Raw genomic sequence first — 13,065 nt, forward strand, 5'->3', positions numbered from 1 at the left:
GGAGGGTTAAGCCGTTATTTACTCGGCACGTGTTTACTTAAAAGACGAGTTCTGTTGCGTACGAGTGAGTAACCATGTCCGTTGTCGCCGAGTTGCTTTACTCGCGCCGCGTACCGCAGGTGGCGGTGCTGGCGCTGATTTCCTTCAGTTTCGCAGGGTGCAGTGCCGACATGTCGTCGCGGCTGTCCCAGTCGAACTTCTCCAACCCCTTCGCTGAATCGACCGGTTCGGTGCAGCAGGCTCCGCCTCCGCAGCGTGAGCTGCCGCAATATGCGCGGCCGCAGACCCAGCCCGGCTATTATCAGTCCCAGGCTCTGCCACCGCCGCCTCCGGCGGTCGGCGCCCCGCAATCCTATCCGGTTGCCTCGGGTGGGGGCGTCTCGGGAGGCGGGCGTGGCCTTGGCTCCTACACGCCGCCGGCCCAGCCGCGTCTTGAGGCTACCGGTACGGTGCCGTCGCGCTCGGTCGCGGCCGCCCAGCCGGTCGGCGGGACCAGGATTATCGTCGGCACCAGCGACACGCTCGACGTGCTCGCCAAGCGCTACCACGTTACGCCGCAAGCGATCATGGCCGCCAATGGCTACAAGGGGCCACGCGCGCTCTCGCCCGGCCAGCAGCTGGTCATTCCGCATCCCGGTGCGACGGCTGCCGCGCCGGCAATGGCTCCGGTCGCCGCGGCTCCCGCGATGGCGCCGAAGCCGGTTGCTGCCATGGCCGCGCCATCCAGCTCCCACTTCGTCAATCACGGCGATACGCTCGCCAGCATCGCGCGCAACAACCATATCTCCGTGGCAGAGCTCGCTCGTGCCAACGGTCTCCAGCCGTCTGCGAAGCTCAAACTCGGCACCAAGCTGACCGTGCCGGGCGCCAAGACCGCAGCTGTTGCGGCTCCGCTTGCACCGGCACCTGTTGCCGCAGCGCCGGTTGCGGCTGCGTTGCAGCCGGTCGCTCCCGCGCCCGCCACGAAGATGGCCGCTGTCGCTCAACCGGTGCAGAGCGCACGTCTGGCCCAGGCGACCGCCAATATCGACGAGAAGCCCGCTGCTGAGGCACCGGCGAAGGCGGCGGAGACCACCAGTTCGTTGCCGACCTTCCGCTGGCCGGTGCGCGGCAAGGTGATCACGAGCTATGGCGCAAAGACCAATGGCAAATCCAATGACGGCATCAATGTTGCGGTGCCCGAGGGTACGCCGGTCAAGGCGGCAGAAGACGGTGTCGTTGCCTATTCCGGCAACGAGCTGAAGGGTTACGGCAATCTGGTCCTGGTTCGGCACTCCAACGGCTACGTCACCGCATATGCCCATGCGAGTGAGCTGTTGGTGAAGCGCGGCGATACCATCAAGCGCGGTCAGGTCATTGCCAAGTCGGGTCAATCCGGGGAGGTGGCGTCGCCGCAGCTCCACTTCGAGATCCGTAAGGGCTCGAGCCCGGTTGACCCGCTTCAATTCCTGAACGGCGCGTGAGGCCGAAGTCGCCTAAGCGCTGTCGTCGCCCGGCTTGACCGGGCGCCCCAGTACGCCGAAGCCTCTCGATTGATTACAATCGTTTCTGGAACTGGATCGCCCGCTCCAGTGCGCAAGCGCGCACAAGGCGGGCGATGAAAGTTGAGTTCGGAGCGGCAGCCTCGGCTACTTCGCCGTCAGCTTCACGCCGAGCCGGCCCGCCAGTTCCTGCACGAACTGCCAGGCGACGCGGCCCGAACGCGAGCCGCGGGTGGTCGACCATTCCAGGGCCTCGCGCTCGAGCGCCTCGTCATCAACCCTGATGCCGAAATGGCTGCAATAGCCGCGCACCATGGCGAGATATTCGTCCTGACTGCAGCGGTGGAAGCCCAGCCACAGGCCAAAACGATCCGACAGCGAGACCTTTTCCTCGACCGCTTCACCGGGATTGATAGCGGTCGAGCGCTCGTTCTCGATCATGTCGCGCGCCAGCAGATGACGACGATTGGAGGTGGCGTAGAGGATGACGTTCTCTGGCCGCCCCTCGATGCCACCTTCGAGCACGGCCTTGAGCGATTTGTAGGACGCGTCGTTGCCGTCGAAGGAGAGGTCGTCGATGAATACGATAAAGTGGAAGTCGGCTTCGCGAAGCTTCTCCATCAGCATCGGCAGCGTTTCGATATCCTCGCGGTGGATCTCGATCAGTTTCAGCCTGTCGGCGGCCTTGCGATCGGCGTTGATGCTGGCGTGCGCGGCCTTGACCAGCGACGACTTGCCCATGCCGCGTGCACCCCAGAGCAGGGCGTTGTTGGCGGGCAGGCCGTTGGCGAAGCGCTCGGTGTTCTCCATCAGGATGTCGCGCATCCGGTCGACGCCCTTCAACAGGAACAGCTCGACACGGCTGACCCGCGGCACCGCGGCAAGGCGGCCGTCGGGGTGCCAGACATAGGCATCCGCGCGTTCGAACGACTCGCTGTCGGCGGCCGGCTTGCCCTGGGCGGCGAGGTGCGCGGCAATGGTCTCCAGCGCGCGAACGATGCGGTCCTGGGCGAGGTCCGGGGCGGACTTGGGCGCAACCTTGGGAGCCATCTTTGCGGCCGCCTTGGGGCGTTTTGCCGCGACCAGGGCAGGCTTCGTGGCAGGGGTACGGGGGCCTTTGCCGGCCGGGCTTTTGCTTGGTTTTTTGGGCATGTCCGAAGTTCCTGAGAATGCAGCCTTTATCGGGCCTGACGGCGCGCCGCAAGGTGGCCAAATGGGCCGTCTGGCAGCGTTGCAATTGGGGCGGTGGTCGCTATAGTCCGCGCGAATTTGACCGAACCGGTCGCCGTCGAGGCCTGACCGGCTTCCCCTGTTTCCACGAGGATCGTCCGAATGCTGATTACCCCTGCGTATGCCCAGGCCGCGGGCGCCGGTGACACCAACAGCATGTTGATGTCGCTGCTGCCGTTCGCCCTGATCTTCGTGATCATGTACTTCCTGATTCTGCGCCCGCAGCAGAAGAAGGTGAAGGACCATGCCGAGCTGGTGAAGAACATCCGTCGCGGTGACACCGTCGTGACCTCGGGCGGCCTCGTCGGCAAGGTCACCAAGGTCGTCGATGACGACCAGATCGAGTTCGAGATTTCCGACGGCGTGCGCGTGCGCCAGATGCGGTCGATGATCTCGGGCGTGCGCGCCAAGGGCGAGCCGGCCAAGGACAGCGCAAAGGAAAGCGCCAAGGACGACGCCGCGGCGAAGTGAGCGCGTCCGCGAGCATCTCAAATCTCCTGATCTGACAGGTCCAGTCGATGTTGTATTTCACGCGGTGGAAGGCGCTCGGGATTATCCTGCTGGCGCTGATCGTGTGCCTCTGTGCGGTCCCGAACTTCTTCCCCGAGGCGCAGGTCAAATCGTGGCCCACCTGGGCGCAGCGGCGCCTGGTGTTGGGTCTCGACTTGCAGGGCGGCTCCTCTCTGCAGCTCGAGGTCGATTCGAACTATGTGAAGAAGGAAAAGCTCGATCAGGTTCGCGACGACGTCCGTCGCGTCCTGCGCGAGGCCAAGATCGGTTACACGGGTCTCGTAACGAAAAGCGATGCCGTCGAGGTGCGCCTCAAGGATGCGGACGCCCAGACGGCGCTGGCCAAGTTGCGTGAGCTTCCGCAGCCGATTGGCGGCCTTATGGGATCCAGCGGCCAGCGCGACCTTGAAGTCGCCGATGCCGGTGGCGGATTGATCCGCCTGAGTATTCCGGAGGCCGCGATGATCGAGCGCTTGCGCAAGACCATCGAGCAGTCGATCCAGATCGTCGAGAAGCGCGTCAACGAACTCGGCACCGTCGAGCCGGTGATCCAGCGTCAGGGTAACGACCGTATCCTGGTGCAGGTGCCGGGTTTGCAAGATCCGACACATCTGAAGGAAATTCTCGGCAAGACCGCCAAGATGGAATTCCGCATGGTCGACACGTCCGTGTCGCCGGATCAGGCGCAGCAGGGCAAGTTGCCGCCGGAATCCGAACTGCTGATGAGTGCGTCGCCGCCGCCCACCCCTTATGTGGTCAAGAAGCAGGTCCTGGTCGCCGGCGGCGATCTGATCGATGCTCAGGCGACTTTCGACCAGCGCACGAGCGAGCCGGTCGTCAGCTTCAAGTTCAATACGTCGGGAGCGCGCAAGTTCGCGCAGGCCACGCAAGAGAACGTCGGGCTGCCCTTCGCGATCGTGCTCGACAACAAGGTGATCTCTGCACCCCGGATCAACGAGCCGATCACGGGCGGGCAGGGGCAGATCTCGGGCAGCTTCACGGTCCAGTCCGCCAACGATCTCGCGATCCTGATGCGCGCAGGCGCACTTCCGGCGCCGCTCACGGTGGTCGAGGAGCGCACCGTCGGTCCGGGCCTCGGCCAGGACTCGATCGAGAAGGGCGAGCTTGCCGCCTATGTCGGCTCGATTCTGGTCGTCGTCTTCATGCTGTTGACGTACCGGCTGTTCGGCGTGTTCGCCAACATCGCGGTGACCATCAACGTCGCGATGATCTTCGGCCTGTTGTCGCTGCTCAGCGCCACACTGACGCTGCCCGGCATCGCCGGCATCGTGCTCACGGTCGGTATCGCGGTCGACTCCAACGTGCTGATCTATGAGCGCATCCGCGAGGAGCTGCGCGGCGGGAGAAGCCCGATCTCGGCCATCGACGCCGGCTTCAAGCGAGCGCTTGCGACCATTCTCGATTCCAACATCACGACCTTCATTGCCGCTGCCGTGCTGTTCATGATCGGCACCGGACCGGTGCGCGGCTTCGCTGTAACGCTCGGTATCGGCATCATCACCACTGTGTTCACCGCCTTCACGATGACCCGCCTGATCGTGGCGTGGTGGGTGCAATGGAAGCGGCCGAAGACTGTGCCGATTTGATCATTCGAGGCCGGCTGTGACCACTACTCATCTCGTTCTCATCTCTCTTGGCGTTCTGATTGCCGTGCTGACCGTGGTCAGCGTGCTCGGCGTCCTGCCGTCGCTGCGCATCGTGCCAGACGATACGCATTTCGACTTCACGCGCTTCCGTCGCATCAGCTTCCCGATCTCGGCGGCGCTGTCGATCCTCGCCATCACGCTGTTCTTTACCCATGGCCTGAATTTCGGCATCGACTTCAAGGGCGGCACCTTGATGGAGGTGCGGGCCAAATCCGGCGAAGCCGACCTTGCGCAGATGCGCACGACCCTTGGCAGCCTTGGCCTTGGCGAAGTCCAGCTGCAGCAATTCGGCAGCGCGGCCGACGTGCTGCTTCGCGTTGCTGAGCAGCCGGGCGGCGACAAGGCACAGCAGGAAGCCGTGGACAAGGTGCGCGGTGCCCTCGGCGATTCCGTGGAATATCGCCGCGTCGAAGTGGTGGGGCCGCGTGTCTCCGGCGAGTTGCTGGGTTGGGGCATGGCCGGTCTGATGCTCGCGATCGGCGCGATCCTGATCTATCTCTGGTTCCGGTTCGAATGGCAGTTCGCGCTCGGCGCCATGATCGCCAACGTGCACGACATCGTGCTGACCATCGGCTTCATGTCGATCAGCCAGGTCGATTTCGACCTGACCAGCATCGCGGCGCTTCTGACCATTCTGGGCTATTCGCTCAACGACACCGTCGTCATCTATGACCGTATTCGTGAAATGCTGCGGCGCTATAAGAAGATGCCGATGCCGCAGCTGCTGAACGAGTCCATCAACTCGACGCTGTCGCGCTCGATCATCACCCACTTCACCGTGACGCTGGCATTGCTCGCGCTGTTGTTGTTCGGCGGCCATGCGATCCACAGCTTCACGGCCGTCATGATGTTCGGCGTGGTGCTGGTCGGCACCTACACCTCGATCTTCATCGCAGCGCCGATCCTGATCTATCTCGGCGTCGGCGAGCATCGCGAGGATGCGAGAGAAGAGGCTCCGCCGGCGAAGAAAAACAAGGCATGATCCGAACTGCATGCCCTCGCATGAGTTTGCGAGGGTAGTCAGCTCATTCGGACGAAGCTCATGGCCGGCGATCCCAACGCTCCCCATTTCCCGCGCTCGGCGCCGATCGAGGCCTATGGCAAGGGCGGCTTCGCCTTCGCCGGCATGTCGCACCGGGGCTCGCTGCTCTGCCTGCCCGACGCGATCTGGGCCTGGGACGTGACCGATCCCGCGAGGATCGACCGCTATTCGCTGGATCGGGTTTTTGCGGCTGCCAACAGCATCGACACGCTTCTGGTCGGCACCGGAACCGGTCTCTGGCTGGCCCCCCCGGAACTGCGCCAGGCCCTGAAGGCGGTGAGGGTGGTGCTGGATACCATGCAGACAGGCCCTGCCGTACGCACCTACAACATCATGATCGGCGAACGGCGCCGCGTCGCGGCTGCGCTGATTGCCGTGCCATGAGCAGCGCAGCGACGCCGGCCGATACTATGACCTTCTGCGCCGACCTTGTGCGCAGCCACGACTTTCCGCACTATGCAGCGACCCTGTTCGCGCCCGCCGCCGAGCGCCGCGCGCTGCTGGCGCTCTACGCCTTCAATGTCGAGATCGTCCGCGTCCGCGATCAGGTGAGCCAGCCCTTGCCGGGCGAGATCCGCTTTCAATGGTGGACCGATCTGTTCTCTGGCCTTGTCCACGGCAGCGCCGAGGGCAACCCGGTGGCGGCGGAACTCTTGCGCGCGATCCGCGATTTTGAGCTGCCGGTGGAGCCGCTGTCCCTGCTCGTCGACGAGCATCAGTTCGATCTCTACAACGATCCGATGCCGACCATGACGGCGCTCGAGGGCTATCTGGCGGCGACCTCTTCGGCCTTGTTCGCGCTCGCGGCGCGGATCATGGGCGCAGCTTCGGATGCGGCCGAGCACCTCGCGCGCCACGCCGGGCTGGCGCAGGGCATCGCTCAGGTGGTTGCGAACCTGCCGCGGGATTCGGCCCACCGGCAATTGTTCCTGCCGCAGCAATTCCTGACCAGCCATGGCTGCGCGATGGAGGATGTGTTCGCCGGCAAGGAGACACCCGGTCTCCATGCCGTGCTTGACCAACTCATCGGCGAGGCGCGTCAACATCTGGCGACCGCCTCATCGCTGCTGGCGCAGCTGCCGCTTTCGGCGCGGACTGCATTCCTGCCGTTGAGTCAGGCGCGGGCTGAGCTCGATCGCCTGGCGCGGCCGGGACGCAATCCCTTTGCGCCGCAGCCCGTATCGCGACTGCGCACGCTATGGACGTTGTGGCGGGCATCACGATCGCGGGAATTTACCAAATAGCCGTCAGCGTATCGCGCGTCCGTGCCAAATGCTCTATGCTGTCCCATGGCTGAATTGTCCCAAACCGCGATCCCCGATCTGAGCGGCTTTCCGGTTACGCCGGCTGACATTCATTCTGCCGCCGAAACCATTCACGGCGCCGTCGTCGAGACGCCCTGTAGCTACAGCCGGACGCTGAGCAACATTTGCGGCTGCGACCTCTGGCTCAAATTCGAGAACCTCCAGTTCACGTCCTCGTTCAAGGAACGCGGTGCGCTGAACCGGCTCACGGCATTGACGCCGGAGGAGCGCGCGCGCGGTGTCGTCGCCATGTCGGCGGGCAACCACGCGCAAGGCGTCGCCTATCATGCCAAGCGCCTCGGCATTCCCGCCACCATCGTGATGCCCGTGGGCACGCCGATGGTGAAGGTCGAGAACACCCGGCATCACGGCGCAGAGGTGGTCGTGACCGGCACGACACTGGAGGAGGCGGCTGCGTTTGCGCGCAACCATGGCGAAGCCCGCGGCATGATTTTCGTCCATCCTTACGATGATCCGCTGGTCATTGCAGGGCAGGGTACGGTCGGGCTGGAAATGCTCAAGGCGGTGCCGGAGCTCGATACGCTGGTGGTTCCCATCGGCGGCGGCGGCTTGATCAGCGGCATCGCTATCGCCGCCAAATCTCTGAAGCCCTCGCTGCGGATCGTCGGCGTCGAGGCCTGGCTTTATCCCTCGATGTACAACGCCATCCATGACGGCAACCTGCCGGCGCGCGGCGATACGCTCGCCGAAGGCATCGCAGTCAAATCGCCAGGCAGGATCACCACCGAGATCGTTCGCGGCCTTGTCGACGACATCGCGCTCGTCAACGAGGCCGAGCTCGAGCGTGCGGTCGCTACCCTGATCTCGATCGAGAAGACGGTCGTAGAGGGCGCCGGCGCCGCCGGCCTTGCGGCGATCATGTCCGATCCTACGCGCTTTGCCGGCGAGAAGGTCGGTCTGGTCCTGAGCGGCGGCAACATCGACACCAGGCTGATCGCCTCGGTGCTGACGCGCGAGCTCGCGCGCGAGGGGCGGCTGACGCAGCTCTCTCTCGATATTCCTGACAGGCCCGGCCAATTGGCCGCGGTCGCGGCGCTACTCGCGGAAGCCGGCGCCAACATCATCGAGGTCTCGCATCAGCGGACCTTCTCGGACCTGCCGGCGAAGGCGACACTGTTGCAGCTCGTCATCGAGACCCGCGACAGCGCCCATCTCGACGAGGTCATGGCCAAGCTCGGCGCATCCGGATTGAGCGCGCGCTGTACTTGAGACGAACTGGAGGTCACTCCGGCAGCCCCGCGGCACGGAGGGCCTCACCAAGCGACGCTGCTAGCGCCGGGGCGCAGTTGACGCCCTTGAACTGACGGCCGTAGCGGAAGGTGGGGTGCAATTCCAGCACCCGGGCTGCGGCTGCTCTTGCTTCGTGCAATCGGCCGAGCTTTGCGAGTGACGCCGCCAGTTGCACATGCGTGATGCTGTGGCGCGGATTGGCATGAACGGAGCGATAAGCGGCGCGACAGGCCTCTTCAAAACGGCCGCGGTGGAAGTGCCCCATCGCCTGTGCGTCGAAAGCGGCAAAGGCCCAGGAATCGAACGGGCTGAGCCGCATGCCGCGCTCGCTCCATTCGATGGCGCGGTCGGCATCGCCACCCCAGCCCAGCATGACGCTGCCGAGGATGTAAGTCAGCGCCGACGACGGGCTGATCGAAAGCGCCGCATCGAGTGCGGTGAATGCCGCGGAGCGGTCGTGTCCATCCATTCCGATCGAAAATCCCGCCAGCGTGAGTGCAACCGCGTCGTCCTGCCCGTGAGCGATGGCCGAGCGTGCATGCATGATCGAAGCTGTGCGGTTTGTCTCCTGCAGACCGGCGCGGAGGAACAGGCAATGATGGCACATCGCAGCATTGCCGTGCGCCAAGGCATAGGAAGGCTCGAGCATTGTCGCCCGGTCCAGCAGCACCAGCGCCTGCGTCACCTGTTGGGGCATGCCGGAATCAACATCCGGCTGGGCCCGCAGGACGAGGTCATAGGCATCAAGGCTGTCAGGCCGCTTGCGCTTGACCCGGTTGATTTCGGCGCGGCGCAGGCTCGGCGCGATGGCGCCGACGGCGGATATGGCGATGTCGTCCTGAAGAGCGAAAATATCGTCGGATTGGCGATCGTAGCGCTCGGCCCACACATGCATGCCGGTCGAGGCATCGATCAGCTGACCGGTGATGCGCACATTGCCGCCGGTCTTCCGGACGCTGCCTTCCAGCACGTAGCGAACGCCGAGCTCGCGGCCGATCTGCTTCACGTCGACCGCGCGGCCCTTATACGTGAATGTGGAGTTTCGCGCGATCACGAACAACCAGTTGATGCGAGACAGGCCGGTGATGATGTCGTCGACCATTCCATCGGCAAAATAGTCCTGCGCCGCATCGCCGCTCAGATTCGTAAATGGCAGTACTGCAATTGATGGCCTGTCGGGCAATGTCAGCGATGGTGCGGATACCTTCTCCGGGTCGGACAACGTCGCCGCCGGACCGACATAGCGATAGCCGCGTCGCGGCAGTGTTTCGATCCATTGCGCCTCTCCGGAGGCGTCCGCCAGCGCGCGCCGGACGGCGGCCATCTGGACGGTCAGATTGCTCTCCTCGATGGCCTGGGCGGGCCAAGCCGCCTCGATCAAGTCATCCTTCGATACCGGCGCGCCCGCCCGCCGAACGAGCAGTGCCAGGAGCAAAACAGCGCGCTGGCCGAGCGGAGTCGGCTCGGCCCCGCGGAAAAGAATCCCTGCATCGGCGTCGAGGCGGAAGGGACCAAATTCAAGGATCGCGGCCATCGCTCAAGAAGGGCACATTTCGCAGGTTTTTTGCAATGTTTTCCGCACTGCTTCGCCACTTCCCGGAGCAGGCGGCCCATGATGTTGCCGTCACTGCGCAATGCGAAAAGCCAGGGAGGACCCCATGAATGCAAAGCCAATCGTCCGCCGGCCCGGCGAAACCAGGGGAGTGATGCTGCGCGGCCAACCGATGGCCTTTCTGGTGACAGGGGAGGACACCCGTCACACCAGCATGTTCGACTGGACGATTCCGGCCGGATTCGCCACGGGCCGGCACGTTCATCGTGTGCAGGAAGAGACCTTCTACATGCTTGAAGGGGAGTGCGAATGGCACGTCGCTGAAGAGGTTGTCCGGGCCACGCCGGGGACCTACCTTTTCATTCCACCGGGTGTTCCCCACAACATCACCAATGTCAGCGACAAGCCCGCGCGCGTGCTGATGACCGTTTCGCCGCCGGGGCACGAGCATTACTTCGAGGAATTGGCCAGGCTGACCGCCAGCGGACCACCCGATGCGAAAGCCATCAGCGAGTTGCGCGCCCGCTTCGACACCGACCAATTGTCGGCGCTGACGACAAGAGCTTAGGTTCACGCCGCGAGTTCGATGTCATACTATCGCGGTGCCAGAGCTGCCACGTGGGCGATCAGTCGATCGATCTCTGCTTCCGTGTTGTAGTAATGTGGGGACGCCCGCACAACCACCGGCAGCGCGCGGACTTCCGCGTCGATGCGGGTGCTCGACGGATCTGACGCGCCGATGGTGATGCCGGCCTCGGCGGCGCTGCTGACGATCTCGTCCGCCTCGTGGCCATCCATTGTGAAACTGACGATGGCGCCCGGCGTGCGGCCGAGATCGCGAATTTTGATGCCACGGATGGCGGCAAGTCCGCTGCGGAGGCGGTCGGCCAGCAGACGGCAGCGCTGCTCGATCGGGCCGATGCCGATCGCCAGGGCATAGTCGACGGCCGCGCCAAGCCCGAGCCGCGCCGCGTAATTGTTCTCCCAGGTCTCGAACCGGCGCGCATCGTCGCGGAGCTGATAGTGGTCTCGCGAGACCCATGGCGCCGCAAAATGGTCGATCATCGACGGCTCAAGCTGTTGCAGCAGCCGCCGGCGGACGTAAAGGAAGCCGGTGCCGCGCGGGCCCCGCAGGAATTTGCGGCCTGTGGCCGACAGCATGTCACAGCCGATCGCTTCGACGTCGACCGGCATCTGCCCGACCGCCTGGCAGGCGTCGAGCAAATAGGGAATGCCGTGCACGCGCGCGATCTTGCCGATGGCTGCGGCTGGGTTGACCAGGCCGCCATTGGTTGGAACCCAGGTGATTGCAATCAGCTTCACGCGCGGATCGATCATCCGTTCCAGGGCCTGAATGTCGAGCTCGCCACTGGCATCGCTCGGCACGATCTCGATGACCGCGCCTGTCCGTTTGGCGACCTGAAGGAACGCGACGTAGTTGGCGGCATACTCCGCCTCGGCGGTCAGGATCCGGTCGCCGGCACGAAATGGCAGCGCATAGAACGCCATCTGCCAGGCGACGGTCGCGTTCTCCATGAGCGCGATCTCGTCCGGCGCGGCGTTCAGCAGGCGCGCTACCGAGCCGTAGACTGCGTCAAGCCGGTCGGACTCGCGGTCAGCCGCGGCATAACCGCCGATCTCGCTCTCCAGATCGATATGCGATTTCATCGCCGCGACGACGGGCGTGGGCATCAGGGCTGCGCCGGCATTGTGGAGATATGTGCGCCGGGAGGTGGCCGGCGTGTCGGCCCGGATTCGGTCGATATCGATCAAGTGCTGGTCTCCGCCTCTGCCATCCCACTTCACTGAATTAGGCGCGATGACGCGCACGAGCAAGCTGGCTCGGCCTTTGGAATAAAATCGCGGATTATAGCCTCATTTTGAGATCTCGTTCCAATCCGTCCGGCTATCGGCCTGGAATTTGAGAAATCCGACAAGGTCGAAGGCTGTATCCTGCCGCATCGGAAAATCGATGATGCAAGAGAAATCACAATCGTCGCGCTCGGCGGGTGGGGCGCCCAAGGTCGACATCACCCGACGGATCGACCTTACGACGCTGCGGCTGTTCATCGCCATCTGCGAGGAAGGCAATTTGACGCGCGCCGCGCAGCGGGAGGCGATCGCGCCGTCCGCCGTCAGCAAACGCATGCACGATCTCGAGGAGGTGCTGAAAGTCGCACTGTTTGAGCGGCATCCGAACGGCATGGCGCTGACGCCGGCCGGAGAGTCGCTGCTGCATCATGCGCGGGTGACACTGCTCAATGTCGAGAAGATCGCGGTCGACATGGCCGAACACGCTCGCGGCGTGCGCGGGCACGTGCGGATGCTGGCCAATCTGTCGTCCATCGTCGAGTTTTTGCCGGACGATCTGCCCGGCTTCTTCAGGTCCCACGAACTGGTGCGGCTCGATCTTCAGGAGCGTCCGAGCGCCGATGTCGTTCGGGGAGTCGAGGAGGGCGTGGCCGAAATCGGCATCTGCTCGGCCGACGTGTCGACGCGTGGACTGGAGCGGTTCTCCTATCGGCGGGACCGGCTCGTCATCGTGGTACGGTCGGATCATCCGCTCGCATCGGCAGGAGACGTCTCGTTCGCCGATACGCTCGACTACGACCATGTCGGCCTGTTCGCGGCGAGCTCGATCTATCTTCGATCGCAATACACGGCGCAGCAGATCGGCAAATCGATCCGGCTGCGGGTTCACGTGCCGGGCTTCGATGCGGTGTGCCGCATGGTGCAGGCCGGCATGGGCATAGGTCTGATTCCGGACCGCGCATTCGAGGTGCTCAGTCACGGCATGAACCTGACGGCTATCGAGCTGAGCGACGACTGGGCCGATCGCGAGCTGGTGCTGGTGGCCCGGGATCCCGCGGGATTGTCGGCGACGAGCCAGTTGATGCTCGAGCATCTGCGCCTGCCGCGTAGCAAACCTCACTGATTTCAGCCCGTTCGTCATCCGCGAACGCGTGTTCATCAAAGGATATTGGACTTGGGACCTCGCGCTCGGCGACACCACGATCAATGAGATCGA

Annotated in this window: 13 protein-coding genes; 9 read left to right on the forward strand and 4 right to left on the reverse strand. The window is 64.2% G+C overall.

Going from position 1 to position 13,065, the window contains the following annotated elements; translation table 11 throughout:
• Positions 1-74 precede the first annotated feature (74 nt).
• Positions 75-1,463: a LysM peptidoglycan-binding domain-containing M23 family metallopeptidase gene (locus JQ631_RS09085; protein WP_212325594.1), complete on the forward strand. Its 1,389-nt coding sequence runs from the start codon at positions 75-77 to the stop codon at positions 1,461-1,463.
• A 165-nt stretch (positions 1,464-1,628) separates the two neighbouring features.
• On the opposite strand, the gene JQ631_RS09090 is transcribed toward JQ631_RS09085, so the two are convergent.
• Positions 1,629-2,633: an ATP-binding protein gene (locus JQ631_RS09090; RefSeq protein WP_212325595.1), complete on the reverse strand. Its 1,005-nt coding sequence runs from the start codon at positions 2,631-2,633 to the stop codon at positions 1,629-1,631.
• Between the two features lie 180 nt (positions 2,634-2,813).
• Between JQ631_RS09090 and yajC the strand changes: the two genes are divergently transcribed.
• The 6 genes from yajC to JQ631_RS09120 are packed head-to-tail and all read left to right on the forward strand — an operon-like array spanning position 2,814 to position 8,464.
• Positions 2,814-3,182, forward strand: coding sequence for a preprotein translocase subunit YajC (yajC, locus tag JQ631_RS09095; RefSeq protein WP_092229337.1), 369 nt, complete (start codon positions 2,814-2,816; stop codon positions 3,180-3,182).
• Positions 3,183-3,229: 47 nt separating this feature from the next.
• Entirely contained in the window at positions 3,230-4,828 is a 1,599-nt protein-coding gene (gene secD / locus JQ631_RS09100) for a protein translocase subunit SecD (RefSeq protein ID WP_212325596.1), read from the forward strand.
• A gap of 16 nt (positions 4,829-4,844) precedes the next feature.
• Positions 4,845-5,870, forward strand: coding sequence for a protein translocase subunit SecF (secF, locus tag JQ631_RS09105; protein ID WP_212325597.1), 1,026 nt, complete (start codon positions 4,845-4,847; stop codon positions 5,868-5,870).
• Between the two features lie 60 nt (positions 5,871-5,930).
• Positions 5,931-6,314 (forward strand): Mth938-like domain-containing protein, encoded by a 384-nt coding sequence (locus JQ631_RS09110; RefSeq protein WP_212325598.1) that lies wholly within the window; start codon positions 5,931-5,933, stop codon positions 6,312-6,314.
• Positions 6,311-7,174, forward strand: a complete 864-nt coding sequence (locus tag JQ631_RS09115; protein ID WP_212325600.1) for a phytoene/squalene synthase family protein — start codon at positions 6,311-6,313, stop codon at positions 7,172-7,174. Before JQ631_RS09110 ends, JQ631_RS09115 begins: the two co-directional genes overlap by 4 nt.
• Positions 7,175-7,219: 45 nt before the next feature.
• Positions 7,220-8,464, forward strand: a complete 1,245-nt coding sequence (locus JQ631_RS09120) for a threonine ammonia-lyase (RefSeq protein WP_212325602.1) — start codon at positions 7,220-7,222, stop codon at positions 8,462-8,464.
• A gap of 13 nt (positions 8,465-8,477) precedes the next feature.
• On the opposite strand, the gene JQ631_RS09125 is transcribed toward JQ631_RS09120, so the two are convergent.
• The gene (locus tag JQ631_RS09125; protein ID WP_212325605.1) at positions 8,478-10,019 is read right to left on the reverse strand and encodes a winged helix-turn-helix domain-containing protein; all 1,542 of its coding nucleotides are present in this window, start codon (positions 10,017-10,019) and stop codon (positions 8,478-8,480) included.
• Positions 10,020-10,143: 124 nt separating this feature from the next.
• On the opposite strand from JQ631_RS09125, the gene JQ631_RS09130 reads away from it, so the two are divergent.
• Entirely contained in the window at positions 10,144-10,605 is a 462-nt protein-coding gene (locus tag JQ631_RS09130; RefSeq protein WP_212325608.1) for a cupin domain-containing protein, read from the forward strand.
• 26 nt (positions 10,606-10,631) lie between these two features.
• Here the strand turns inward: JQ631_RS09130 and JQ631_RS09135 are convergent, their stop codons facing one another.
• Entirely contained in the window at positions 10,632-11,810 is a 1,179-nt protein-coding gene (locus JQ631_RS09135) for an aminotransferase class V-fold PLP-dependent enzyme (RefSeq protein WP_212325610.1), read from the reverse strand.
• Between the two features lie 102 nt (positions 11,811-11,912).
• A complete protein-coding gene (locus tag JQ631_RS09140) occupies positions 11,913-12,107 on the reverse strand; it encodes a hypothetical protein (protein ID WP_212328661.1) in 195 nt (64 codons plus the stop codon).
• A 22-nt stretch (positions 12,108-12,129) separates the two neighbouring features.
• Here JQ631_RS09140 and JQ631_RS09145 point away from each other — a divergent pair, with 22 nt between their 5' ends.
• Entirely contained in the window at positions 12,130-12,972 is an 843-nt protein-coding gene (locus JQ631_RS09145; protein WP_349644968.1) for a LysR family transcriptional regulator, read from the forward strand.
• The last annotated feature ends 93 nt before the right edge of the window (positions 12,973-13,065 follow it).

The organism is Bradyrhizobium manausense, from assembly GCF_018131105.1.
Lineage (GTDB): Bacteria > Pseudomonadota > Alphaproteobacteria > Rhizobiales > Xanthobacteraceae > Bradyrhizobium > Bradyrhizobium manausense_B.